The organism is Roseateles puraquae (assembly GCF_002205845.1).
GTDB lineage: Bacteria > Pseudomonadota > Gammaproteobacteria > Burkholderiales > Burkholderiaceae_C > Pelomonas > Pelomonas puraquae.
This window is the reverse complement of record NZ_NISI01000001.1, coordinates 264,028-288,150: the sequence shown is the minus strand read 5'-3', so window position 1 is coordinate 288,150 and position 24,123 is coordinate 264,028. Positions and strand designations below refer to the sequence as shown.

General features: G+C 68.1%; 25 protein-coding genes. 14 read left to right on the top strand and 11 right to left on the bottom strand.

Annotation, left to right across the window (positions count from 1 at the left end; genetic code table 11):
- Window positions 1-29: 29 nt before the first annotated feature.
- The 6 genes from CDO81_RS01320 to CDO81_RS01295 form a co-directional block, all read right to left on the bottom strand.
- Window positions 30-2,480 (bottom strand): fused MFS/spermidine synthase, encoded by a 2,451-nt coding sequence (locus CDO81_RS01320; protein WP_241516805.1) that lies wholly within the window; start codon window positions 2,478-2,480, stop codon window positions 30-32.
- A 1-nt stretch (window position 2,481) separates the two neighbouring features.
- A complete protein-coding gene (locus CDO81_RS01315; protein WP_088482392.1) occupies window positions 2,482-3,108 on the bottom strand; it encodes a putative 2OG-Fe(II) oxygenase in 627 nt (208 codons plus the stop codon).
- Between the two features lie 10 nt (window positions 3,109-3,118).
- Window positions 3,119-4,081: a HupE/UreJ family protein gene (locus tag CDO81_RS01310; RefSeq protein WP_088481361.1), complete on the bottom strand. Its 963-nt coding sequence runs from the start codon at window positions 4,079-4,081 to the stop codon at window positions 3,119-3,121.
- Window positions 4,078-4,932: a peptidyl-prolyl cis-trans isomerase gene (locus CDO81_RS01305; RefSeq protein WP_088481360.1), complete on the bottom strand. Its 855-nt coding sequence runs from the start codon at window positions 4,930-4,932 to the stop codon at window positions 4,078-4,080. The genes CDO81_RS01310 and CDO81_RS01305 overlap by 4 nt, the downstream gene beginning before the upstream one ends.
- A gap of 145 nt (window positions 4,933-5,077) precedes the next feature.
- Window positions 5,078-7,348: a hypothetical protein gene (locus CDO81_RS01300; RefSeq protein WP_088481359.1), complete on the bottom strand. Its 2,271-nt coding sequence runs from the start codon at window positions 7,346-7,348 to the stop codon at window positions 5,078-5,080.
- 107 nt (window positions 7,349-7,455) lie between these two features.
- Window positions 7,456-7,899, bottom strand: coding sequence for a copper chaperone PCu(A)C (locus CDO81_RS01295; RefSeq protein ID WP_088481358.1), 444 nt, complete (start codon window positions 7,897-7,899; stop codon window positions 7,456-7,458).
- A 195-nt stretch (window positions 7,900-8,094) separates the two neighbouring features.
- On the opposite strand from CDO81_RS01295, the gene CDO81_RS01290 reads away from it, so the two are divergent.
- The gene (locus CDO81_RS01290) at window positions 8,095-8,694 is read left to right on the top strand and encodes a PEP-CTERM sorting domain-containing protein (RefSeq protein WP_158218129.1); all 600 of its coding nucleotides are present in this window, start codon (window positions 8,095-8,097) and stop codon (window positions 8,692-8,694) included.
- Window positions 8,695-8,771: 77 nt separating this feature from the next.
- On the opposite strand, the gene argF is transcribed toward CDO81_RS01290, so the two are convergent.
- Together argF and CDO81_RS01280 are read right to left on the bottom strand one after the other, a co-directional pair.
- Window positions 8,772-9,734, bottom strand: a complete 963-nt coding sequence (argF, locus tag CDO81_RS01285; RefSeq protein ID WP_088481356.1) for an ornithine carbamoyltransferase — start codon at window positions 9,732-9,734, stop codon at window positions 8,772-8,774.
- Window positions 9,731-10,933, bottom strand: coding sequence for an aspartate aminotransferase family protein (locus CDO81_RS01280; RefSeq protein WP_088481355.1), 1,203 nt, complete (start codon window positions 10,931-10,933; stop codon window positions 9,731-9,733). The genes argF and CDO81_RS01280 overlap by 4 nt, the downstream gene beginning before the upstream one ends.
- Before the next feature lie 151 nt (window positions 10,934-11,084).
- Here CDO81_RS01280 and CDO81_RS01275 point away from each other — a divergent pair, with 151 nt between their 5' ends.
- A complete protein-coding gene (locus CDO81_RS01275) occupies window positions 11,085-11,423 on the top strand; it encodes a DUF3579 domain-containing protein (RefSeq protein ID WP_088481354.1) in 339 nt (112 codons plus the stop codon).
- Window positions 11,424-11,497: 74 nt separating this feature from the next.
- Complete coding sequence (locus CDO81_RS01270; protein ID WP_158218128.1) at window positions 11,498-12,364, top strand: alpha/beta fold hydrolase; 867 nt, start codon at window positions 11,498-11,500, stop codon at window positions 12,362-12,364.
- Window positions 12,365-12,447: 83 nt separating this feature from the next.
- Here CDO81_RS01270 and rpsT read toward each other — a convergent pair whose 3' ends face one another.
- Complete coding sequence (gene rpsT / locus CDO81_RS01265; protein WP_088481352.1) at window positions 12,448-12,744, bottom strand: 30S ribosomal protein S20; 297 nt, start codon at window positions 12,742-12,744, stop codon at window positions 12,448-12,450.
- Between the two features lie 120 nt (window positions 12,745-12,864).
- On the opposite strand from rpsT, the gene murJ reads away from it, so the two are divergent.
- From murJ to CDO81_RS01215, 10 genes are all read left to right on the top strand, one after another.
- A complete protein-coding gene (murJ, locus tag CDO81_RS01260; RefSeq protein WP_088481351.1) occupies window positions 12,865-14,427 on the top strand; it encodes a murein biosynthesis integral membrane protein MurJ in 1,563 nt (520 codons plus the stop codon).
- Window positions 14,427-15,281: a SirB1 family protein gene (locus tag CDO81_RS01255; protein WP_088481350.1), complete on the top strand. Its 855-nt coding sequence runs from the start codon at window positions 14,427-14,429 to the stop codon at window positions 15,279-15,281. Before murJ ends, CDO81_RS01255 begins: the two co-directional genes overlap by 1 nt.
- Window positions 15,282-15,315: 34 nt before the next feature.
- On the top strand, window positions 15,316-16,374 hold the full coding sequence (locus CDO81_RS01250) for an AI-2E family transporter (protein WP_088482391.1): 1,059 nt from the start codon (window positions 15,316-15,318) through the stop codon (window positions 16,372-16,374).
- A complete protein-coding gene (locus CDO81_RS01245; RefSeq protein ID WP_088481349.1) occupies window positions 16,374-17,081 on the top strand; it encodes an HdaA/DnaA family protein in 708 nt (235 codons plus the stop codon). The genes CDO81_RS01250 and CDO81_RS01245 overlap by 1 nt, the downstream gene beginning before the upstream one ends.
- Window positions 17,078-17,746: a histidinol-phosphatase gene (locus CDO81_RS01240; RefSeq protein ID WP_088481348.1), complete on the top strand. Its 669-nt coding sequence runs from the start codon at window positions 17,078-17,080 to the stop codon at window positions 17,744-17,746. The genes CDO81_RS01245 and CDO81_RS01240 overlap by 4 nt, the downstream gene beginning before the upstream one ends.
- Complete coding sequence (pcnB, locus tag CDO81_RS01235) at window positions 17,743-19,329, top strand: polynucleotide adenylyltransferase PcnB (RefSeq protein WP_088481347.1); 1,587 nt, start codon at window positions 17,743-17,745, stop codon at window positions 19,327-19,329. The genes CDO81_RS01240 and pcnB overlap by 4 nt, the downstream gene beginning before the upstream one ends.
- A complete protein-coding gene (folK, locus tag CDO81_RS01230; protein WP_088481346.1) occupies window positions 19,326-19,802 on the top strand; it encodes a 2-amino-4-hydroxy-6-hydroxymethyldihydropteridine diphosphokinase in 477 nt (158 codons plus the stop codon). Before pcnB ends, folK begins: the two co-directional genes overlap by 4 nt.
- Before the next feature lie 19 nt (window positions 19,803-19,821).
- Window positions 19,822-20,943 (top strand): SLC13 family permease, encoded by a 1,122-nt coding sequence (locus CDO81_RS01225; RefSeq protein WP_088481345.1) that lies wholly within the window; start codon window positions 19,822-19,824, stop codon window positions 20,941-20,943.
- An 86-nt stretch (window positions 20,944-21,029) separates the two neighbouring features.
- A complete protein-coding gene (locus CDO81_RS01220; RefSeq protein ID WP_088482390.1) occupies window positions 21,030-21,677 on the top strand; it encodes a DUF47 domain-containing protein in 648 nt (215 codons plus the stop codon).
- A gap of 9 nt (window positions 21,678-21,686) precedes the next feature.
- Window positions 21,687-22,697, top strand: a complete 1,011-nt coding sequence (locus tag CDO81_RS01215; protein WP_088481344.1) for an inorganic phosphate transporter — start codon at window positions 21,687-21,689, stop codon at window positions 22,695-22,697.
- On the opposite strand, the gene CDO81_RS01210 is transcribed toward CDO81_RS01215, so the two are convergent.
- On the bottom strand, window positions 22,691-23,116 hold the full coding sequence (locus CDO81_RS01210; protein WP_088481343.1) for a TM2 domain-containing protein: 426 nt from the start codon (window positions 23,114-23,116) through the stop codon (window positions 22,691-22,693). The two genes, CDO81_RS01215 and CDO81_RS01210, sit on opposite strands and share 7 nt — an antisense overlap.
- The gene (locus tag CDO81_RS01205; protein WP_088481342.1) at window positions 23,113-23,667 is read right to left on the bottom strand and encodes a GNAT family N-acetyltransferase; all 555 of its coding nucleotides are present in this window, start codon (window positions 23,665-23,667) and stop codon (window positions 23,113-23,115) included. Before CDO81_RS01205 ends, CDO81_RS01210 begins: the two co-directional genes overlap by 4 nt.
- Window positions 23,668-23,849: 182 nt before the next feature.
- On the opposite strand from CDO81_RS01205, the gene rpsP reads away from it, so the two are divergent.
- The gene (gene rpsP / locus CDO81_RS01200; protein ID WP_088481341.1) at window positions 23,850-24,119 is read left to right on the top strand and encodes a 30S ribosomal protein S16; all 270 of its coding nucleotides are present in this window, start codon (window positions 23,850-23,852) and stop codon (window positions 24,117-24,119) included.
- The last annotated feature ends 4 nt before the right edge of the window (window positions 24,120-24,123 follow it).

The following is a 24,123-nucleotide window of genomic DNA, read 5'->3' as shown; positions in this document are numbered from 1 at the left end:
TGAAGGCCTGACGCCGGCCCAACAGTCGATCAGCGGGCGTCCTTCGGGGGACGGACGGTCGCGAGCTCAGCCCGCAGCTGCTCGGCCGCTGCCGGGTCGACCGGGGCCAGGGCTTGCGCGAGTCGCCGCAGCGGCTCGGCAGCCGGCTCGAAGTCCGGGCTTTGCTGCAGCACGGCGAGCAGCCCGGGGCCGACGCGTGCGAGCATCACGGCCGGGTCGGCGCTCGGCACCGTGCGGCGGCCCAGGTCAAGGTAGTGCTGGCGCGCCCGGGCATAGGCCTGCACGCGGGAGACCAGGGCGGCATCGGCGGCATGGGCGGGCGCGAGCCAGTGCCCGTCGTCCAGGTTGAGCTGCCCGAGCAGCGCCATCAGCCGGTCGCGGGGGGACGTGTTAGGGACATACGTGATCCGTGGGGCGCGGTAGGCGACCCAAGGGCGGTCGTCGGTGTTGGGCGCCGTGGCCGCAGCGAAGCGCCTCAGCGACGTGTTGTCGCCCACCAGGCTGCCGAGCACGGCCATGGGCTCGCCCAGGCCGAAGCGGGCGCCCAGCGCGCTCCGCGGGGGCATGGCGAACTGCGTCGGGCCAGTGCGGCCGACCAGGCCGAGGGTGGGGGTGTCGAGGCTGTGGCTCGCGAGGATGGCCACGCCGTCGGGGTAGGCCGCGAGGAAGCTCGCCGTGATGCCGCGCAGGGTGTCGAGATCCAGCTGGTGCAGGGGCAGCCACTGGCAGAAGACGCCCTGCGGGTTCAGCCGCTGCCGCACGGCGCGGAAGTGCTCGACGGTGTAGAGCGCGGCCGACCCGCTGCGGGCCGGGTGAAAGTTGTCGGCCACGATCACGTCGTAGCGGGTGGGCGCGGTACGCACAAAGCGGCGGGCGTCGGCGTTGATGACGTGCGGGCCCGGGCCGGCGCCGAGGGCCGGCCGGAAGAGCGCGGTGGCTTCGATGACTTCAGGCAGCAGCTCCACCGCGTCGGCCTGCACGCCGGGCCAGCGGGCCGCCACGCCCGAGGTGATGCCGGCGCCGACGCCGAGGAACAAGGCCCGCCGTGGCTCGCCATGCAGCATCAGCGGCAGCAGGGCCTGGCGACCGTCGACATGCTGGGTGGCGCTGCTGCCTTCTTGCTGCCGGTTGTTGATGCGCAGCCGGGCGACGCCGTCGGCGTCCTGCACCACGCTGACGGCGGCCATGGCGCCATCGCGATAGCTCAGCAGCCGGCCACCGTCGGGGACCTCGACGAAGGCCATGGGCGGCGCCCATGCGGCAATGGCCAAGGTGGCGACGGTGGGCAGCCGCCAGCGCCAGTCCCGCCAGCATGGCTGCAGCAGCAGATAGCCGGCAGCGACCATCAGCAGCGCGCCCTTGGGCCCGAGGCTGGCGGCCAACGCCACACCAAAGAGCGGCGCGGCAGCCATGGCACCGAGGGTGTTGACGCCGAGTGCACGACTGAAAGGCTGGCGCGCGGCCTGGGCTTCGGCACTGAGCTGGCAGAAGAGGGCGCCCATCAAGGCGGTCGGCAGACCAAACACCGCCAGTGCCAGCAGGCTCTCCAGGGCCAGCGCGCCGCCGAGCGTGGCGGGCAGCAGCGGTTGCAGGCTGTGCTTCAGGAGGTCGGCGCCCCACAGCACGCCCATGCCCAGCAGCACGCTGGTGGCAAGCGCCTGCAGCAGCGCGGGTGTCTGGTGCAGTCGAGGCGAGCGCGCATGGGCCGCGGCGCCCGCGGCGGTGCCCGCGAGGTAGACGGCCAACAGCAGGGCGAAGGTGTAGACGGTGTCTTCCAGGACCTGGCTGAGCACGCGGACGCACAGCACCTCGTAGGCGATGCCCAGCAGGCCGGTGACAGCCAGCAGAACGAGGGGACGGCCTGAGGACGGCGTGGCCGCCGTGTCGGCAGGGCGCGCCGCCAGCAAAGCGGGCGCACCGAGCGCGCAGAGCAGGTTGAGCCCCACGCAAAGCGCCGTGCTGCGCGACAGCCCCCAGGCGGGCACCAGCAGCAGTGCCGTCACCAGCACGCCGGCGACCGCCCCGGCGGTGTTGGCGGCATACAGGGGTGACAGGCCGGCCGTGCTCAGCCGTGCCATGGCGGGCAGGGTGGCGCCCATGGCAGCGGTGGCCGGCAGCAGGAGCAACAGGCTCGCGCCGAAGGCCACGGTCCAGTGCCAGGCCGGGGAGGCCTCGGGCCCGATCAGCGCCAGCACGGCCTGGCTGGCAGCCGGAAGGCTCAGCATCAGCACGCCGCCCCACAGACCGATGACTGCCTCGCAGCCCGCATACCAGGCCAGCGGCCGGCCACTGGCCTCGATGCGCCGCCCCAGAGCCAGCGCACCCAGCGAGAGGCCGCCGAAGAAGGCCGCCACCACCGCCAGCACCGCGGCCGTTTCGTGCCCGAGGGCGAGGCCGAACTGCTGTGTCCAGACGATCTGATAGCCCAGCCCGGCAAACCCGGAGGCCGCCATCAGCAGCAGGGCCAGAGGCTGCTTCACTTCAGCCGTTGAAGCTCAGGGCGTAACCCCAGCTCTCCAGTCGGGTGGGGATGGCGTTCAAGGCCATGGTGATGCGACGGCCACCCGCATTGGGCGGTACGGCATGCATCAAATAGCTCGGGAAGAGCACCAGGTCGCCAGGGCTGGGCGACGGGCTGATCCACTTCTCGGCGTTGTAGGGGCCGGTCACGACACCGGCGTGGTCGTTCTTGAGGGAGAAATCGTGCCCGCCGGGCGACTTCATGAACACGGTGCGGGCCGAGTCGTCGGACTCGGTCAGGTAGACCACGCCCGACGCGAAGCTGTTGGCGTGGTTGTGCATGGCCTGGCGGCCGCCGGTGTCCAGCACGTTGACCCACATCTCCTTGATGGCCCAGCCCAGCGCTTCACCAAAGAGCAGCTGGCCGAACTCGGCGATCTTGGGCGTGATCAGCGCCGCGGCATCTACCAGCAGCGGGCTGTCCGCGGGCGTCAGCATGCGGGTGTGGGACAGGCCCTCAGAGCTGTTGTTGGGCTGCTGCGCCTGGCGGCTGAAGTGCTCGGCCAGGGCCTGCACCAGCGGCGGCGGCAGCACGCCCGGGCAGCGCATGACCGGCACGGGAAAGAGGCCGAAGACTTCGTCCTTCACCACCGCCTCCTCAAGCCAGCACGGCCGCGATGCGCAGCCACGACCAGTACGCAGCGATGCCGCCAATCCCGTACAGCAGTGCGGTGCGCAGCTGCTGCACCGCTGGCCAGCGGCTCGTCAGCCGCCACAGCGCCCAGCAGAGCCCGACGGTGCAGAGCTGGCCGACCTCCACGCCCACGTTGAAGGTCAGCAGCGCGACAAGCAGATGGTTCTCGGGCAGCCCGATCTCCTGCAGCGCACCCGCAAAGCCCAGGCCATGCACCAGGCCGAACAGGAAGGCCACGACCGCCGGCCAGCGTCGCGCGAGCGTCTGGCGGCGATGCAGCGCCTCGCCGGCGACCAGCACGATGGACAGCGCGATGGTGGCCTCCACCGGCGCTGAGCGCAGCGTGAGCCAGCCGAGCGCGCTGCTGGCCAGCGTGAGGCTGTGGGCGGCGGTGAAGGCGGTGATGGTCCAGATCAGCCGGCGCTGGAAGCCCACCAGGAAGAGCAGGCCGATGACGAACAGCAGGTGGTCGATGCCGCCCAGGATGTGCTCGACGCCCAGCAGGGTGTAGGCCGCAGCAATCTCGCCCATGCCGCGCGGGTCGCTGGCGGCACCGTAGAGCTGCACGGACGGCTGCGCCTTGGTGAGGGTGTAGACGCGCGTCTGGCCATCGCGCCAGTTGACCTTCACGAGCACGGCTGAGAAGAACTCGCCGACACCCTCAACGCTGACACGCCCGGCAAGGCCGTGTTCGCCGCAGCGCACGTGGGTGGCATCGGCCGTGCAGCCCTCGGGCCATTGCAGCCGCAGCACCTGGCCCGGCGGGTACTTCTCGCTGGGGCCCCACTGCCACAGGAAATCGCCCGGGGCGACTTCCCGCAGCTGCATCTCGGCCATGCTCATCTCATGCGCCAGGGCAGGCACGGTGAGCATGCCCAGCAGCAGGGCGAGCCAGCACCGCCGCAAGCCGCGCATCCAGCGGCTCATGGCTTGGCTTCCTCGACCTGGATGGTGTACTTGCGCGCCAGGGCGGCCACGGCGGCGCTGCGTTGTTCGGCCATCGTCGCGTCGGTCCAGTCCTGCTGTACCGCATTGCGCACGGCGGCGAACTGCGCCGGCTGGGCGGGCGTGACAGCCTCCATGCGCACGGCGCGCCAGCCGTCCTTGCTCTTCAGGGCCAGCCACTGGCCCGGCGGGGCAGCCTCCAGGGCCTTGGCGAAATCTTCGCCATAGCTTTGCACCAGATTGAGGTGAGGGCGGCCCTTGAACACGCGCAGGCCGGCCTTGGCATCGCCCGGCAGGCCGCCGTTCAGGGCGCTGACGAAGCTGCGCACGGCGGCTTCATCGGCCACGCCGTCGAGCACGGCTTCCTGGAAGTCGTAGCGGGCAGGGCTGTCGTACTTCACGCGGTTCTTCTCGAACCAGGCCTGCAGGCCGGCGTCGTCGATGGGGGGCAGCTTCACGCCGCTGTCAACCATGCTGAGCGCCTTGAAGATCAGCCGCTCGCGGATGGCGCTGTCGCCTTTGTCGAGTTGCAGGGCCAGGCCCTCGCGGTAGAGCACCTCGTTGTCCAGCCAGACCTGCTGCAGGGCCTTGAGCTCGTTGGCATCAGGCGCCCGGCCGCGGGCGGCCTGGAAGGTGGCGATGGCTTCCTGCGTGACATCGTTGCCCACGACGATCAGGCGGTTGTCGCCTTGGCGGCCGTTGATGAGGTGGTCTGCACCAAAGAGCACCGCACCGATCAGCAGGAAATGCAACAGCGGCTCGCGGGCCCAGCCAGGCAGGCGGCGGGAGGTCGGCGTGGTGAGGTCGTGGCGGATGGGCAGCGGGGTGGACATGGCGGCAGGGCGAAGCGCAAGCGCCGGATGCTAGTGAGGCTGCAAGACAGAACGACGACAAGCAAGGACGACGGGGTGCCGTGTCGCCACGGCACCCCGTCGGGTGAGGCTCCCGCGCAGCGCGTGGCGCCGCGCGAAGCTGGCCTTACTTGACGCCGGCGACCAGCGTGGAGCCGCTGACCTCGACGTAGATCGGGTTGCTGTAGAACCAGAGGTCAGACCAGGCCGCCACGTCGTAGGCCACCATCTTCTGGCCGTTCACCACCGGCAGGTGGCTGGGGCAGCCGTCGATCGGCCCGTTGCTCTGCGACCAGGTCACGCCGGTGGCCGGCACGTTGGTGCCCACGGTCGTGCAGGGAATGCGCAGGTTGGCCGTGACGGTGGCGTTGGTGTAGAGATCGGACAGCGGGTTACCGCTGGCATCGGTCTCGTAGGGCACGGCGGCGGGCAGGTTGCTGCCCCGCACGCGGACGTACTGCGACGCCTGCACGGCCGGGATGCGGTAGGTCATCTTCAGGAACCCGGTGCCGTCCACACCCGACTGCACCTGCACCCACGGCGCGCTGCCATTGGCGCTGAAGGTGCGGATGACGCTGGCCGTGGTGTTCTTGGCGGCAGCCGGCACGGCCGAGAGGCCGGCAGTCGTGCCGTCGGCCTTCAGCCAGTCGGTGTTGCGCGGCCATTCACCGGCGTAGTCAGGTGCGCCGGGCTGGCGGTAGCCCGACACCATGCCGCGGATCAGGTCGACGTGGTCCAGCACGGGCTGGTTGATCGGGCGGTTGATGCCGACCTGCAGCAGCGAGGGATTGGGGAAGCTGTAGGGCGCGTAGTTGGTGCCAGCCGGGTCGCGCAGCGCGATGCTGACCACGATCTCGGCGCCCGGGCGCACGACGAGCTTCTGGCCCATGGTGGCGCAGCCGGTGGCATCCACGTCGGTGGCGTTCGAGGCGGCGGCCACGGCCAGGGCTTCGACGGCGGCATTGCTGCGCCCAGCCGGGCCGGCATAGGAGGCGCAGGCCACCATGGCGAAGCGGTCGATCAGTTGGCCGCTGGCCGCCCAGGCGTTGCCGCTGCGCAGGCCGTCAACGATGGTCTGCGGGCGCAGCTTGTCGCCGCCGTTGCGAACGAGCACATGGGTGCGCTGGTATTCACCCGGGTAGAAGTCTTGCGTGGAGCGGCGGTCATCGGGGCCGAAGCTGCCGCGGTTGTGCCAGTCGGAGCTCGCGAAGAACCACCAGTTGCGGCCTTCACCCAGCAGCGCGTCCCACACGCCGCCGACGAGCGCGCCGTAGACGCCCGTGCCGCCGTAGGTCGTACCGCCCACCGAGTCCACATTGGTGGCCGAGCCGGTGAAGCCGTTGCGCAGTTGGCGGTACTCGCCGCGCTCGGCGGAGGCGCCGTGGCCCGGCTGGGTCTCGAAGCCGAACGCGATGTCCGGCGCGGTGTTGTTGAAGTTGCGCAGGTGCTCGACGTTGAAGCCGTTGTTGCCGTCGGGATTGAAGGGGCCGGCACGCTCCAGGTGGGCGGGGATGTAGTAGCTGCCATTGGGGTGGTACTGCTTCATCCACTTGAGCGCTTCCAGCGTCTTCAGGTGGCCCTTGGTGCCCACGCCCGAGCCCACGCCGCTGCCGCTGGGCATCAGCTTCTGGGCGGTGCTGTTCCAGCTCACGTCGGCGCTGTTGGCGCTGCCCGGCACGGCGCAGTTCCAGTTGTTGCCGGTGCTCGTGCCGGTGGTGTTGCCGCGGCTGGTGTCGGTGTCGCCACGATCGAAGCAGTAGGACCACTGCGCCAGCGCGTTGGCATTGCCCAGGGCCACGTAGCCGGCGCTGGTGGGCAGCGTGGCGTTGTCCAGGGCTTGCGGGATCTGGCCCGTGATGACGGACATGGAGGTGTGCTCATGGCCGGCCACCACCGACTCCAGGCCGATGAACAGCGGCAGGTTCTTCTGTGCGTTCAGGTACTCCATCACCGGGTACTGGTACTCCTGGATGGATTGCCAGCGCCACATGTTGCCGTTGCCACCCACGCCGCCGCCATTGCCCTTGAGGTTGGCCGCACCGATGCTGTTGGTCCAGGTCGTCGTCGGGCCCTGGCCGCTGACGAAGGGGTAGGCCGGCGTGGACAGCGAAGCGTCTTCCACCAGCGTGCAGTTGCGGTTGCCGGTGCCGCCGTGGCCAGCCTGCACGAACCAGTCCAGCCCCCAGGGCGTGTCGGCCTTGTCGGTGGACTTCTTGACCAGCTTCTGCATGGAGATCGAACCGTCCGAGCAGGTGGTGTGGTTGTGGAAGTCGCCAGAGACGTACTTGCCGGGCGTCTTGTTGCCGGCCGTCGCGATGGTCGGGGCGATGACGGCCACGCTGCTGATCGCAGCGAGGGCGGCCAGCGCGATCTGGCTCTTGGTGAACACGGTCTTCATGAAGGCAGCTCCAGAGGTGAGGGGGGCTTGAACGCGGCGGATGCTAGGGACGGGTCATGACCTTGCCGTGACGCGGAATCACGGCGCATGCGCCGCTTGCCGAAGGCTCATCGCGGGCCGGCGTAGTCGACGTTGAGCGCGGTCTCGACGGCACCGGCCGACTCGAAGATGAGGCGCAGCGCAAAGGAGCGCCCCACTTGCAGCGGGTGCTGGAGATCGAGCAGTTCGATGTGCAGGCCGTCTTCGGTGAGGGTGATCTCCTCGCCCTGTTTGATGAGCAGCGACAGGCCGGCGCGGTCCGGCGGGATGCCGGGCCCCGCCAGTCGACACCCCCCAGCCACGGGGGTCTCGACACCGATCAGCCGGTCGGTCTCGCGCACTTCATCAAAGCGCATGCAGACCTTGGCGCTGTCGGCATCGACTCGCGTCGCGCGTGTCCAGGGGTGCCAGATGCGCAGACGGCTGCTGAAGAAATCGCAGGCCTGTACGGGGCGGGAGAGACCCAGCGGCAGGCTGCAGGCGGCAAGGAGCAGATGGCGGCGGGAGGTCATGGGCGGCCCGGGCGGTGGTGCGTGAAGAAGGCGCCTGACGTTCGCAGCCTCCGATGACGGGCCGGTGACATGGGTCAGCCGGCGCGGCTGGCTAGCGATCAGCGTCACGCGGCTGTCGTCTTCCCCCACCACACTCGCGCCGACTTAGACGCAGCGGCCCTGCCGCCCCCACCCTCAAGCTCTGGAGTTCATTCGATGAAGCTCGCCACCCTCGCACTGGCACTCGGCCTGGCCTCGCCGGCTTTTGCAGCGTCCCCTTTCCTGGTGGACTTCGAGAAGACCTGGGACTACGGCCAGACGGTCGACAACTTCTACGCCGCCCAGGGCGTCAGCTTCGTCAATGTGGTGGGTCTGTCCAATGGCGACGGCCTGGGTGGCCTCGCGGGCGGCGACTACTACGCGGGCGCCCCGTCGCCGCTCGGCGTGGCCTACGCGCAGCTGGATGGCGTGACCAACACGGCGGCCTACATGAACGTGGCCGGCGGCGTGGACGGCCTGCTGAACTTCTACTTCTCCAACCCCACCGGCGCGTCGGTCGAGATCAAGGCCTACTCCGGCCTGAACGGCACGGGCAGCCTGTTGGGGTCGGTCACGCTGGCGGCCAATGGCACGGACTACACGACCTGGACCTCCACCAGCCTCAGCTTCAGCGGCACCGCGCTGTCCTTTGACCTGACTGGCACAGCCGCCGGCGTCGCACTGGACAACATCAGCGCCGTGCCGGAGCCGAGCAGTCTGGCGCTGATGGTTGGCGGCGCGGCGCTGCTGCTGGCTCGCCGCCGTCGCGTGGACTGAGCGGCCGCGAGCGCAGATAAAAAAGAGCCGGCTGCAGGCAGCCGGCTTTTTGCTTGGCGTCGGCGCGGCGTGCGGGGTCAGCCGATGCGGCCCAGCAGCAGGTATTCCATCAACGCCTTTTGCACGTGCATGCGGTTCTCGGCTTCGTCCCAGACGACCGATTGCGGGCCGTCGATCACGTCGGCGCTCACCTCTTCACCACGGTGGGCGGGCAGGCAGTGCATGAAGAGGGCGTCCGGCTTGGCGCGGGCCATCATGGCGGCGTCCACGCACCAGTCGGCAAAGGCGGCTTTGCGGGCCTCGTTCTCGGCCTCGAAGCCCATGCTCGTCCAGACGTCCGTGGTGACGAGGTCGGCACCTTCGCAGGCTTCGCGCGGGTCTTTGAAGACGCGGTAGCAGCTGGCGTCCTTGACGCCCGCGATGGCCGGGTCGACGCCATAGCCGCTGGGCGTGCTCACATGCACCTTGAAGCCGAGGATCTCGGCCGCCTGCAGCCAGGTGTTGGCCATGTTGTTGCCGTCACCCACCCAGGCCACGACGCGGCCCTTGAGGCAGTCCATGTCGATCGCACCGCGCCGGTCCATGCCGCGGTTCTCGATGAAGGTGAACAGGTCGGCCAGGATCTGGCAGGGGTGGTATTCGTTGGTCAGCCCGTTGATGACGGGCACGCGCGAGTGCGCGGCAAAGCGCTCGATCTTGCTTTGCTCAAAGGTGCGGATCATCACGATGTCCACCATGCGGCTGATCACACGGGCGGAGTCTTCGATGGGTTCGGCGCGGCCGAGCTGGCTGTCGCCGGTGGTCAGGTGAACGACCGAGCCGCCCATCTGATACATGCCAGCCTCGAAGCTCACGCGGGTGCGCGTGCTGGCCTTCTCGAAGATCATGGCCAGCGTGCGGTCCTGCAGCGGCTGGTACTTCTCGTAGTTCTTGAAGCGCCGCTTGATGATGGCGGCGCGGTCGAACAAATGGGCGTATTCCTCGGCCCGCAGGTCCTTGAACTGGAGGTAGTGGCGCATCAGCGAGTCCCCGGGCTTCATGGCTTGGGCTGGGCCAGCAAGGCCTTGATCAGAGGCACCAGCAGCGTGGCAATCTGCCGCGCTTCGTCATGCGTCAGGATGAGCGGCGGCAGCAGGCGCACCACACGGTCGGCGGTCACGCTGATCAGCAGGCCGGCTTCCAGGGCCTGGCCCAGCAGCGGGCCGGCGGGGCGGTCGAGCTCGATGCCGAGCATCAGGCCTTGCCCGCGGATCTCCACCACGCCGGCCACGCCCGCCAGGCCCTCGGCCAGCGCGCCACGCAGCGTGGCACCCACGGCTTCGGCATTGGCCAGCAGGCCGTCTTCTTCCATGATCTTCAGCGTTTCGACACCGGCCCGCATGGCCAGCGGGTTGCCGCCGAAGGTGGTGCCGTGGTTGCCTGCCGTCAGCACACCCGCAGCGCGCGGGCCGCACACGACCGCACCGATGGGCACGCCCGAGCCCAGGCCCTTGGCCAGGGGCATCACGTCCGGGCGGATGCCGGCCCATTGGTGGGCGAACCACTTGCCGGTGCGGCCGATGCCGCACTGCACCTCGTCCAACATCAGCAGCAGGTCGCGCTCGTCACACAGCCGGCGCAGGGCCTGCAGGAACTCGACACGCGCCGGGTTGATGCCACCTTCGCCCTGGATGGTCTCCAGGAAGATGGCCGTGACGTTGGGATGGGCGGCGAGGGCGGCCTCGACGGCCGGGATGTCGTTCAGCGGGCAGCGCACGAAGCCTGGCACCAGGGGCGCGAAGCCGGCCTGGATCTTGGGGTTGGCCGTGGCCGACAGCGTGGCCAGGGAGCGGCCGTGGAAAGCACCTTCGAAGACGATCACTTCGGGCGACGTGTTGCCGCGGTCATGGCCGAACTTGCGTGCGATCTTGAGGGCCGCTTCGTTGGCTTCCAGGCCGCTGTTGCAGAAGAAGACGTTGGCCAGCCCGGACAGTTCGCAGAGCTTGGCGGCCAGCTGCTCCTGCAGCGGGATGCGGTAGTAGTTGCTCGTGTGGATCAGCTTGGTGAGCTGGTCCTGCAGCGCGGGCACGAGGCGAGGGTGGTTGTGCCCGAGCGTGTTGACCGCGATCCCGCCTAGCGCGTCGAGCAGTCGTCGGCCTTCCGTGTCCCAGACCCAGCAGCCCTGGCCGTGCGAAAGCGCAACGGGCAGGCGGCCGTAGGTCGGCATGACATGGGGCTCGGACGCGGAAGGGACGTTCATCGGGACTCCGGATGAAGAGTGAGAAAAAGTGGGCTTTTGATTCTAGGGTCGATGACCTGCGCAATGCTGCGCCGCAGCAGATGGATCGCGCTCAAGGCACAATAGCGGTTTTGGCAGCGGAGCTCCGCTGTACCCGCGAAGCCCCCTGTCCATGACCGTTGCCCCCCCGCCGCGCGAAGTCTTCATCCAAGGTGTGACCCTGGATGGCAAAACCTTCCGCCCGAGCGACTGGGCCGAGCGTCTGGCGGGTGCGATGTCGTGCTTCCGGCCCGGCGGTGCGCGTGGCGGGATCGGTGCGTATATCGGCTACTCGCCGCTGTGCGTGCCCACGGTCATCAATGGCGTGAAGTGCGTCATCGTGAATGAAGAACTCCGCCGCCTGGAGCCCATGGCCTGGGACTTCGTCATGAACTTCGCGCGGGACAACAACCTGCAGGTGGCGGATGCCTGCTTGCTGCCCGACGAGCCCGGCGGCAAGTCGCCCAAGTGATGCGTGGCGCGGTGGCGCCGCCTAGAGAGACTCCTGAGTTTGAGGCGCTGCTGGCGCCGGTATGCTCCAGCGCGATGCCTGCTCCAGAAGCCCGATCAGCGACAAGTTCTCCGCCGCAGGGCGCCACCCTGGCGGCGTCGACGGCAGGGCCTGCCTGGGTCCTGCTGCGTGGGCTGTCCCGCGCCAGCGGCCACTGGGGCGTGTTCCCGCAGCACCTGCTGCGTGAGTTGCGCGCCTTGCATCCCGCAACGCGCATCGTGTTGCTCGACCTGCCCGGCACCGGCGTGCTGAGGCGGCAGGCCAGCCCGACGCAAGTCTCCGCCATCGTCGACGCCTGCCGAGCCGAGTTGCAGCGCTTGGGTATTGGTGCGCCTGTGTCGCTGGTCGGCATGTCGCTGGGCGCGGCCGTACTCACCGATTGGGCCAATCGATACCCGACCGAGGTCGAGGCGGGTGTGCTCATCAACCCCAGCCTGCGGCCCTTCAGCGAGTTGTTTCGGCGTTCGAAGCCGCTCAACTACTTGGGGCTGCTCCTGCTGTCATTGAGCCGCTTCAGCGCACGCATGCGCGAGGAGCGTGTTTTGCGGCTCACCACCCGCCTGACGCCGCCGCAGGCGGTCATTGATCGCTGGGTGGAGTTGCAGCGCCAATACCCGCTGGGCGTGCGCAATACGGCGCGGCAGTTGCTGGCGAGCGTGCGCTTCCGTGCGAGCCGCACGCGGCCTGCTGCACCGATGCTGCTGTTGTGCAGCAAAGCGGACGGGCTGGTGGATTGGCGATGCTCGCAGTCCATCAGCCGTGCCTGGGGGGCGCCGCTGCGGCTGCACACCAAGGCGGGGCACGACCTGCCGCTGGACGACCCGCAGTGGGTGGCGCGTGCCGTGGCCGAATGGCTGCGGGATCGCAGCATCCAGGGGGTCGAGCCTGGCGAGTGGCACTGACGCCTGTCGCGCAAGGCGCCGTGCACAAACAAAAAGGCCCGCTTTCGCGGGCCTCGTTGCTTGCACCAGAGCTGGATTGGTTATCAGGCGGCGAGCGCCTTGATCTTGGCGGACAGGCGGCTCTTGTGGCGAGCAGCCTTGTTCTTGTGGAAGATGCCCTTGTCGGCGACAGAGTCGATGACGGCCTGGGCGGTCTTGAACAGTTCGGCGGCCTTGGACTTGTCGCCGGCCGTCACGGCCTTTTGCACGTTCTTGATGACCGTGCGGAATTTGGAACGCAGCGCGGTATTCGCGGCGTTGAGCTTGACGTCCTGGCGGGCGCGCTTGCGACCCGACGCCAGGCGAACCGTCTTCTTCTTGGCTTTGGAGCTGGTTGCCATGCTGTATCTATACCCAGTTGGTGCGAAGACAGCGAGTATAGCATGTGAATTGAGTATCAGCCAAGCCGTGTCTTGCAGTTTCGCTCGGGCCGCCAGTATCGACACAGATAATCCCGCGCCATGAATCTGTTGCGCGCTGCGTCGACCATCTCCCTGCTGACCCTGGCCTCGCGCATCACCGGACTCATCCGCGAACAGATGACGGCGGGCCTGTTCGGCGCCAATGGCATGACCGACGCCTTTCTGGTCGCCTTTCGCATTCCCAACCTGTTGCGCCGCCTGTTTGCCGAGGGCGCTTTCAGCCAGGCCTTCGTGCCGCTGCTGGCGGCGAGTCGCACCACCGATGGCGATGAAGCCACGCATGGTCTGGTGGACGCCGTCGCCACCGTGCTCTTGTGGGCACTCGTCGCCACCTCGGTGACGGGCATCCTGGCGGCGCCCGTGCTGGTCTGGCTGCTGGGTTCAGGCCTGGCGCCGAAGTCTTTTGATGCGTCAGTGGTGATGACGCGATTCATGTTTCCGTATATCGGCTGCATGTCGCTCGTGGCACTGTCCGCCGGCATCCTGAACACCTGGCGCCGCTTCGTCGTGCCGGCGGCGTCGCCGGTGCTGCTCAACCTGAGCATGATCCTGTGTGGTTGGGCGCTGATCGGGCCGCTGGAGCGTGCCGGCCTGCCCGGCATCTACGGCATTGCCGTCGGCGTGATGCTGGGCGGCGTGCTGCAGTTGGCGGTGCAATGGCCGGCGCTGTCCCGCATCGGCATGCGGCCCCGCATGCGTTGGACTTGGCGCGGCTTCCGGTCGTCGAGCCAGCATCCGGGCGTCAAGCGCATGCTCGTGAACATGGGGCCGGCCCTGTTGGGCGTGGGCGTGTCGCAGTTGTCGCTGATGATCAACACGCAGATCTCCAGCCATCTGGGGGAGGGCGCCACCTCCTGGCTCAACTACGCCGACCGGCTGATGGAGTTCCCGATCGGTCTCCTGGGCGTGGCCCTGAGTGCGGTGCTGACGCCGCAGTTGTCCTCGGCCCAGGCCGCAGGCGATACCGAGCGCTACAGCCGTCTGCTGGACTGGGGGCTGCGCATGGTGGTGCTGCTGGCCCTGCCGTGCGCCGTGGCGCTGCTGGTGTTTGCCGAACCACTGACGGCCGTGCTCTACCACCGCAAGGCTTTCACCGCGCTGGACGTGATGCACACGGCGCAATCGGTGATGGGTTGGGGCGTCGGGCTGCTGGGCCTCATTGCGGTGAAGGTGCTGGCCCCCGGGTTCTATGCCCGGCAGGACACCGGCACACCCGCCAAGATCGCAGTCGCCGTGCTCATCCTGACCCAGGCCTTCAACCTCGTGTTCGTGCCCTGGGTGGGCGTGGCGGGTCTGGCGCTGTCCATCGGGCTGGGCGCGTTGGTCAATGCGACCTGGCTGCTGTTCGGGTTGAAGAAGCTCGGCAGTTACCGGCCCGAGGCGGGATGGTTCAGTTTTTCGCTGCGCGTGGGCGTGGGCTGCCTGGCCATGGGCTTGTTGCAGTGGCAGCTCGCCAGCCGTCTGGATTGGATCGCGCTGGGGCAGCATGAGGTTCAGCGGGCCCTCATCATGGCGGCCAGCCTGGCGGCCAGTGCCGCCGTGTACTTCGGCGCATTGGCGCTCGTGGGCATGCGCCCGCGGGCCATGGGGCGGCCACGCTGATGAAGTTCGCCCTGCCGACGCCACTGGAGCACTTTGCCACGTTGGTGGCGGAGGACGAGGGGTTGAACCTGCTCGAAGCGGCGGCCAGCCTCGCCCAGGATGAGGAGCCGCATCTGGACATCCAGGCGGTGCTGGCGCGGGTCGATGAACTCGGTCGCCGCCTGCGCGAGCGCCTGCCCGCAGAGACGGTTCCCGCCGAGCGGCTGCGTCAGCTAACCCGGTTCTTCCATGGCGAACTGGGCTTTGCGGGCAACCTGAACAACTACTACGCCGCCGAAAACAGCTACATCCATCGTGTGCTGGAGACGCGGCGCGGCATCCCGATCACGCTGGCCGTGCTGCTGCTGGAGTTGGCCGAGCATGCGGGCTTGCGGGCGTCCGGCGTTGCATTCCCGGGCCACTTCCTGGTCAAGTGCCGCATGGGCCTGGGCGAGATCGTCATCGACCCGTTCACCGGCTCGCCGATGTCATCCACGCGCCTGGACGAGCTGCTGGCTGTCTATCGGCAGGGCAGTGAGCTACCCTCCGATCTCGAGCTACCGCTGGAGTTCTTCCTGCGCGCGGCAAGCAAGCGGCAGATCCTGGCGCGCATGCTGCGCAATCTGAAGGAAGTTCATCGTGCCGCGCGCGACCTGCCGCGGCAGCTCGCCGTTCACCATCGGCTCGTGGTGCTGCTGCCCGACGACGCGGCGGAGCGGCGCGACCGCGGCCTGGTGCAGGAAGCCCTCGGCAACGCGGTGGCCGCGGCTGACGACTTCGGCTTCTACCTGTCCCGGCAACCGGACGCACCCGATGCGTCGGCCGTGCAGGCGCGACGGGCGCGGCTGCTCGCAGGTCGGTCCCCGCTTCAGTAACAATCCGCGCCCGCACATCGCCTGACAACCCATGATGAACCTCAGCAAACATCAACGCACGGCCCTGGCCTGGGCAGGGGTCGCCCTTGGCAGCGGCCTGTTGCTGTGGCTGCTGGCGCCGGTGCTGGCGCCGTTCATCGCCGCACTCGTGCTGGCCTACGCGCTGGCACCGGCCGTGCAGGGCCTGGTGAATCGGCGCGTGCCTCGCCCGCTGGCAGTCTTCATCGTCGAGTTGCTTTTCATCCTGGCGCTGCTGGCCTTGCTGCTGCTCGTGCTGCCCATCCTCAGTAAGGAGTTGCCGGCGCTGCGCGAGCAGATTCCCGGCCTGGCCAAGGTGGCCAACGAGAAGCTGGCGCCATGGTTGTCGCAGTACGGCATTCACATGCAACTCGACCCAGCCAGCATCAAGGCCTTCGTGCTCAAGTACCTGGATGCCAACCTCGAAGACTGGCTGTCGACCGTGCTCAGCTCGGCCCGCATCGGCGGCAGTTTCCTGCTGGCGTTCATTGGCAATGCGGTGCTGTTGCCCGTGGTGCTGTTCTATTTGCTGTCGGACTGGCCGTCTCTCGTGGCACGCGGCCGGGCTCTGGTGCCGCCATCGGCCCGTGAGACGGTTGGCAGCTTCCTGGATGAGTGCGACGCCACGCTGGGTCAGTACCTGCGCGGCCAGTTGCTGGTGATGGGGGCCTTGGCAGTTTTCTACAGCGCGGGCCTTGCGCTGGCAGGCTTTGACCTGGCGCTGCCGATCGGCGTCTTCACGGGCCTGGCGGTGTTCATTCCCTATGTGGGGTTCGGTCTGGGCCTGTTGCTGGCGCTGCTGGCCGGCGTGTTGCAGTTCGCCAGCCTCTACGGGCTGCTTGCAGTGGCGGTGGTGTTCGGCATCGGGCAACTGCTGGAGAGCTTCGTGCTGACGCCGCGCTTCGTCGGGGAGCGCATCGGCATGAGTCCCCTGATGGTCATCTTCGCGCTGCTGGCCTTCGGGCACCTGCTGGGTTTCGTGGGGGTGTTGATCGCCTTGCCGCTGTCGGCGGTGGCTGCGGTGGCGGCGCGGCGCTTGCATCAGGCCTATCTCGCGAGTTCGCTGTTCACTTGATGAGACAGATCCCTTTGGCCCTGCTGGCGCCGCCTGCGCACAGCTTCGACAACTTCCTGCCCGGCGCGAATGCCGAGGCCTTGGCCTACCTGATGGGACTGATGCCGGGCGATCCCCCCGTGCTGCTGTGGGGGCCCACGGGATCGGGCAAGACGCACCTGCTGCAGGGCTTGGCCGAGCGCTGGCAGTCTGCAGGCCAGCGCGTCGCCTGGTACGACGCCGACACGCCCTTGCCCTGGGAGCTGCCGGCGCACGAGAGCCTGCTGCTGCTCGACGACTGCCAGCGCTTCGACGCGGGGCAGCAGCATGCGGCGTTCGGGCTGTTCGTGGCATCGGCAGGGCAGGGCTACAACGTCGTGGCCACGGCCGACGCGCCGGCCGTTGACCTGCCGCTGCGTGAGGATCTGCGCACCCGCCTCGGCTGGGGCCCAAGCTTCGCCTTGTCACCCCTGAGCGAGCCCGAGATGCGTGCTGCCCTGCGTCGGGATGCGGACCGCCGCGGCCTGTTGCTGGGCGATGACGTGCTCGGCTACCTGCTCACGCGCTTCGAGCGCAATCTCAAGGGCCTGATGGCGCTGCTGGAGCGGCTGGACGAGTTCGCGCTCGCGACCAAGCGGGCCATCACGCTGCCGTTGCTCAAGGCCATGCTGGCCGATGAGACGGGCGAGGGCCGCGAAAAGAAAATGGACTCTGACCCCAATTTATGAATCTCACCCTGTTTGATCTGGACGGGACGTTGATCCCTGTCGATTCCGACCATGCCTTCGGCGGTTTCATGGTGGAGGTGGGCTGGGTGGATGCGTCGGTGTGGGGGCGGCGCAATGACGAGTTTTTTGCGCAGTACAACGCCGGCACGCTCGATCTGCCGGCCTACATCGATTTCGCCACATCGGCGTGGCGCGCGCGTCCCCTGGCAGAAGCCTTGGCGATGCGGGAACGCTTCATGGCCGAGGTGATGCGCCCGGCGCTGCGCCCCGAGGCGCTGGCCCTCGTGGAGAGGCATCGTGCTGCAGGAGACTTGATCGCCATCGTGACGGCGACGAACGTGTTCGTGACGACGCCGATCGCCCAGGCCTTCGGGGTCGAGCACTTGATTGCGGTCGACCTGCAGCGGGATGCCGACGGGCGTTACACCGGCGCGATCGAGGGCATTCCGAGCTTCCGCGAGGGCAAGATCGCGCGGGTGAATGCCTGGTTGCAGGGCCTCGGGGCACAATGGCGCGATTTCGAGCGCGTGACCTTCTACAGCGATTCGACCAACGATCTCCCGCTGCTCGAGCGTGTCAGCCACCCGGTGGCGACCAACCCAAGCCCGTCCCTTGCGGCCCTGGCGACCGAGCGCGGCTGGCCCCAGCTGCACCTTTTTGCATGATCAAGAAATTCATCGACAAGCTGCTCGGCAAGCCCGCTGCCGCGGGCGGCAAGAAGACCAGTCCGCTAGGCAAGCGGGTGGAGGTTCCTGCCGAGGTTCATGGCATCGACCCGGACCTGCTCGACGAGCGGGCCGTGAAGGTCGTCAAGACCCTGACTGACGCGGGATTCGAGGCCTACATCGTGGGCGGCGCGGTGCGCGACCTGTTGCTGGGCATGCGACCCAAGGATTTCGACGTCGCCACCAACGCCACGCCCGAACAGGTCAAGGGCCTGTTCCGCCGTGCGTTCATCATTGGCCGGCGCTTTCGCATCGTTCATGTGGTCTACGGCCGTGGGCGCGAGCACGAGGTCATCGAGGTGTCGACCTTCCGCGCGCTGCCGACCGAGTCCGAGGCGGTCAGCGGTAACGAGAAGACCTCCAAGGGCGAGCTCGAAGGCAAGTCGCATGCCGTGGACGCCAGCGGCCGCGTGCTGCGTGACAACGTCTGGGGCCCGCAGATCGAAGATGCGGCGCGGCGCGACTACACCGTCAACGCGATGTACTACGACCCGCAGCGCCGGCTGGTGGTCGACTATCACGGCGGCCTGGCAGATGCCAAGGCCAAGGTGCTGCGCATGATCGGCGACCCCGAGACGCGCTACCGCGAAGACCCGGTCCGCATCATCCGTGCGGTGCGCTTCGCCGCCAAGCTGGGCTTCCATCTCGAGAAGAAGACCCTCGCGCCGGTGGCTGACTGCATCCCGCTGCTGGCCAACGTGCCGGCCTCGCGGTTGTTCGACGAAATGATCAAGCTGCTCCAGACGGGCCATTCGCTGGCCAGCCTGGAGCAACTCAAGAAATTGGGGCTGGTTGGCCGCAGCGGCAAGGGTGTCTTTGCCGTGCTCGACGCCATGCTGACCGAGTCGGGTGAGCTGCCAGAGGGCGTGCGGGGCCGATTCGTGCGGCAGGCCTTCGAGGACACCGACCGCCGCGTGCAGGATGGCCGTGGCGTCAGCCCCAGCTTCATGCTGGCTTGCATGCTCTGGCACGAGGTGCTGGATCGCTGGAACAAGATCCGCGCTGGAGGCGAGGCCGCCGTGCCGGCGCTGGCGCAGGCCATTGATGCGGTCTTCGATGCCCGCATTGGCGACATCTCCGGTCGCGGCAAGCTGGCGGCCGACATGCGCGAGATCTGGATGATGCAGACGCGCTTTGAGCGCCGCACCGGCTCGGGCGTGTTCAGCCTGATCGAGCAGCCCCGCTATCGGGCCGGCTTCGATTTCCTGCGCTTGCGCGCTGACGTCGGCGAGATTGACCCGGCCTTGGCGGATTGGTGGGAAGACTTCGCGCTCGGAAGCGATGACGACCGTCAGGCTTTGCTGGCCGACGCGCGCGCCGCGCAGCAGAAGCAGCCGCGCGTGGTCCGCGCGCCCCGACCGGCGCCCACCGCCGCCGCTGCGGATGCCGCCGAGTCGTCTGGCGAGGCGGTCGAGCCCGGTGACGAGGGCAGTGCGCCCGCGCGCAAGCGCCGCCGGCGTCGTCGCAAGCCGTCTGGCGGCGGGGAGGGCGCTTCCTCGCCTGCCACGCCTGCTGCCGAGTGAGCTCGCGCGCCTACATCGGCCTTGGCGCCAACCTGGGCGCTGACCTCGGCGCCACGCTGACCCAGGCGGCACTGCATCTCGCTGCGCTGCCGCAGACGCAGGTCGTGGCCCTGTCCAGCCTCTGGCGCAGTGCCCCGGTGGATGCCGAAGGGCCCGATTTCGTCAACGCGGTCGCGGCGCTGGACACCGAACTGGCGCCGATGGCCTTGCTCGATGCCCTGCAGGCGATCGAGTTGGCCCACGGGCGCGAGCGGCCGTACCGCCACGCCCCGCGCACCCTCGACCTGGACCTGCTGCTGTACGGTGATGTCGTGCTGGATACCGCGCGCCTGACGCTGCCCCATCCTCGCCTGGGTGAGCGTGCGTTCGTGCTGCGGCCCCTGATGGAGATCGCGCCTGAGTTGGCCCACCTCGCACGCTGCCACGACTGGGCCAGCCAGCGCATCGAGCGCCTGGGCCCCTTGTCCCTTTGATGGGCTCGCTCGCGTGCTGATGCAAGCCTTGCTGCGGGTGTTTCGGGGGCTGGCCGGGGATCGCTTCTTCCTGATCCTGCTGGCGGCCCTGCTGGTCTTGGCTGGCGCGTCGCCGACGCCCATCGCCGCTTACCCCTCCCTGGTGGACGGCGGCACCCTCGCAGCACTGACCGGGCTGTTGCTGCTGACCAAGGGGCTGGAGCTCAGCGGTGTCTTGCAGCGCCTGGGCCTGCGGCTGGTGCGCGCGATGCCCAGCGAGCGTGCGATCGCGCTCAGCCTCGTGCTCGCCGCGGCGGTGTTGTCGATGGTCTTGACCAATGATGTCGCCCTGTTCGTCGTGGTGCCGCTGACCTTGGGCGTCTGTCGCCTGACCAGCCTGCCGTCGACCCGCCTGATCGTGTTCGAGGCGCTGGCGGTCAATGCGGGCTCCGCCCTCACGCCCATCGGCAATCCGCAGAACCTGTTCCTGTGGCAGCTTGCGAAGGTGTCCTTCGGTGAGTTCATGGGCCACCAGGCGCCCCTGGTGGCTGCGTTGTTGGTGGGCCTGGCGGCCCTGACCTGGGTGGCATTCGGACGCCGGGAGGTTCATCTGACGCCGGCGCCGGAGACGCCGCTGGACGGGCGGCTGCTGGGGCTGTCGGCTTGCCTGTATGCGCCCTTTCTGGTGGCGGCTGACTTCGGGCACGCTTCGTGGGCCGTCGCCGTACTGCTGGTGCTCTTCCTCGTCGGGCATCGCCGGGTGGTGCTGGACCTGGACTGGGGGCTGTTGCTGGTGTTCGCGTTGATGTTCATCGACCTGCGCCTGCTGGCCCAGCTGCCGGCGGTGAAGGACGCCATGGCGGGGCTGGATCTGCAGCAACCCCTGAACCTGTACCTCGTGAGCATCGGCGCGAGCCAGCTCATCAGCAACGTGCCGGCGGCGATCGCGCTGTCGGAGTACACCGCGGACTGGCGGGTGCTGGCTTACGGCGTCAATGTCGGGGGCTTCGGCTTCATGGTGGGCTCGCTGGCCAACCTGATCGCTCTGCGCATGTCGGGCGACGCGCGAGCCTGGCGGCTCTTCCACGCCTATGCGGTGCCGGCACTGTTGCTGAGCGCGGTGCTCGGTGCGGCGGGCCTGCATTTCATGGGGTGCCTGTAGCGCCGGAGCGCATGTGTGACGGAGCTGTGACGAAGATGTGACAGAGCCCGGTAAACTCCGCGCCTTCCAGAAATCCAAGGATGGCCATGTTGTTTGGCAAGCTGCTGCCCCGTGAGGGCAATTTTTTTGAGCTCTTCAATGAGCACGGTGGCTTCATCCTGGAAGGTGCGCGCGCCTTCCAGAAGATGATCGAAAACTACGCAGACCCGACGCTGCGCCAGCAGTACGCGGATGAGGTCGACAAGGCCGAGCACGCCGCCGACCGGGTGACGGCCGAGGTCAACCGCCTGCTGCACCGCACCTTCATCACGCCCATCGACCGCGAGCAGATCCACGGCCTGATCAACGCGATGGACGACATCCTGGACCTGCTGCAGGATTCCTCCGAGACCTTGTCGCTCTACGACGTGCGCGCCGTGCCCGAGCAGGTTCTGCAACTGGCCACGCTGTCGGTGCGTTGCTGCGAGCGTGTGCAACACGCCGTCACGCTGCTGCCCAACCTGAGCAAGCCTGCCACCACGGAAGCGGCGCTCAAGACCTGCGAAGAGATCGACCGGCTCGAATCCGATGCCGACCGCGTCATGCGCTCGGCGATGTCGCGCCTCTTCCGTGAAGAGGCGGATGTGCGCGAGCTCATCAAGCTCAAGGCGATCTACGAGCAACTGGAGTCCATCTCCGACCGCTGCGAGGACGTGGCCAACCTGATCGAGGGCATCGTCCTCGAGAACTCCTGACCGAGCCCCATGGCATCCGCTGAGATCGCCTTCTGGGTGGTGGCCCTGCTCGTCGTGCTGGCCTTGCTGTTCGACTTCATGAACGGCTTCCATGACGCCGCCAACTCCATCGCCACCGTCGTGTCCACTGGGGTGCTCAAGCCCCAGCAGGCCGTGCTGTTCGCCGCCTTCTTCAACGTGCTGGCCATCGCCTTCTTCCAGCTGAAGGTGGCCGCTACCATCGGCAAGGGCATCGTCGAGCCGGGCATCGTCGATCACCACGTGGTGTTCGGCGCGCTGATCGGTGCCATCGCCTGGAACGCCATTACCTGGTGGTGGGGCATTCCGTCCAGCTCATCTCACGCCCTGATCGGCGGCATCGCCGGTGCTGTGGTCGCCAAGGCCGGGCCTTCGGCGCTGGTGGCCGGGGGCATCTGGAAGACGGTGGCCTTCATCGTCATCTCGCCGCTGCTGGGCTACCTGCTCGGCTCGCTGATGATGGTGATCGTGGCCTGGGTGTGCCGGTACAAGTCGCCGCTTCGCATCGACCGCTGGTTCAGGCGGCTGCAGCTGGTCTCGGCCGGCCTGTACAGCCTGGGCCACGGTGGCAATGACGCGCAAAAGACCATCGGCCTCATCTGGATGCTGCTGATCGCGGCTGGCATGGTCAGCGCCGGCGACAAGGCGCCGCCGAACTGGGTCATCGTGGCCTGCTACATCGCCATCGGCCTGGGCACGATGTTCGGGGGCTGGCGCATCGTGCAGACCATGGGTCAGCGCATCACCAAGCTCAAGCCGGTGGGCGGGTTCTGCGCCGAGACGGGCGGGGCGATCACGCTGTTCCTCGCGACGGCGCTGGGCGTGCCGGTGTCGACCACGCACACCATCACCGGCGCCATCGTCGGCGTGGGCTCGGTGCAGCGGCCGTCGGCCGTGCGCTGGGGCGTAGCCGGCAGCATCGTGTGGGCATGGATCTTCACAATCCCGGCCGCCGCACTGATGGCCGGCGTCTGCTACTGGATCAGCTTCGCGCTCTACTGATCGATCTGGGACTCGAAGTACCGCTGGGCGCTGAAGGCGATGGTCGCCATCAGCGCCGTGCCGCCGATGAACAGGCAGATCACGACGCCGATGACGGCCGGCCAGCCGCCGATGCTCACCGCACGCCCCCCGTTGAAGCGCTCGTTCCAGCGTTCATCGGGCGTGAGCCCATAGACGATGCCGCCGAGCAGGGCCGCCACGAGGCTGATGCCCAGCAACGGGATCAGCACCCAGGCCACGCGGTCATCCTGACCGAGGTGCTCCATGCGCTGCAGGCCCGCGAGCCCCAGCAGCGTCGGCAGGGGGAAGGCCCAGCCCCAGCGGTCTTTCAAGCCGTGCAGGTAGAAGCGATGGACGCCGAAGACGCCCACCAGCAACGCCAGCCATGTCGCCAGCGCCTTGTGCTTGACCGCGCTCATTCGGCTGCCGCGCTATCGCCGAGACCGAGTGTGCGCTGCATCAGCACCACGTCCAGCCAGCGACCGAATTTCCAGCCGGTGCTCTTCAGAACGCCCGTGTGCTGAAAGCCCAGCGCCGTGTGCACGCCGATGGAGCCGGCATTGTTCGCATCACCGATGACGGCGAGCATCTGGCGCGAACCCGCCGCCTCGCAGCGCGCGATCAGTTCGGCCAGCAACAGCCGACCCACACCTTGCCCCTGGGCCGCAGGGGCCAGGTAAATGGAATCTTCGACGCAGAAACGATAGGCCAGGCGAGGCCGGAAGTAGTTGGCGTAGGCATAGCCCAGCACCTCGCTGTCGCGCTCGGCGACCAGCCAGGGCAGTTGGCGCCCCAGCACCTCGGCACGGCGGCGAGCCATTTCATCGACACTCGGGACTTCGGTTTCGAAGGTGCCAGTGCCATGCTCGACAGCGTGGGCGTAGATGGCCTGGATGGCGGGAAGGTCGGCGTCGGTGCTGGGCCGGATCACGAGGGGCGCTTGCGCTACGGCGGGGGCGGGTTGTGACATCTGTCGTTCGGGCACTTGTCAGAGAGCAGTTGAGTCGAGTTTATAATGCTGGGTTTTGGCGCTGGTCGCAGATGGCTGCGGCGTATCTACAGTGCCGACCCCGGCAGGGGTTCCTGCCTTTCGACTCGCTCGCCACTTGAGTGTCTCCTCGTGCGGTGGTCGCCCAATTTTTAGGAAACATCATGGTTGTGATTCGTCTGGCCCGCGGCGGCTCCAAGAAGCGCCCCTTCTACAACATCGTCGTGGCCAACAGCCGCCAGCGCCGTGACGGCCGCTTCATCGAGCGCGTCGGCTTCTACAACCCCGTTGCCTCCGGCGCCGCTGAAAAGCTGCGCGTCGAGCAAGACCGCGTGAGCTACTGGATCGGTGTCGGCGCTCAGCTGTCGCCGACCGTCGCCCGCCTGGTGGGTGAGGCCAAGGCTGCTGCCGTGGCGCCCGCTGCTGCCGCCTAATCTG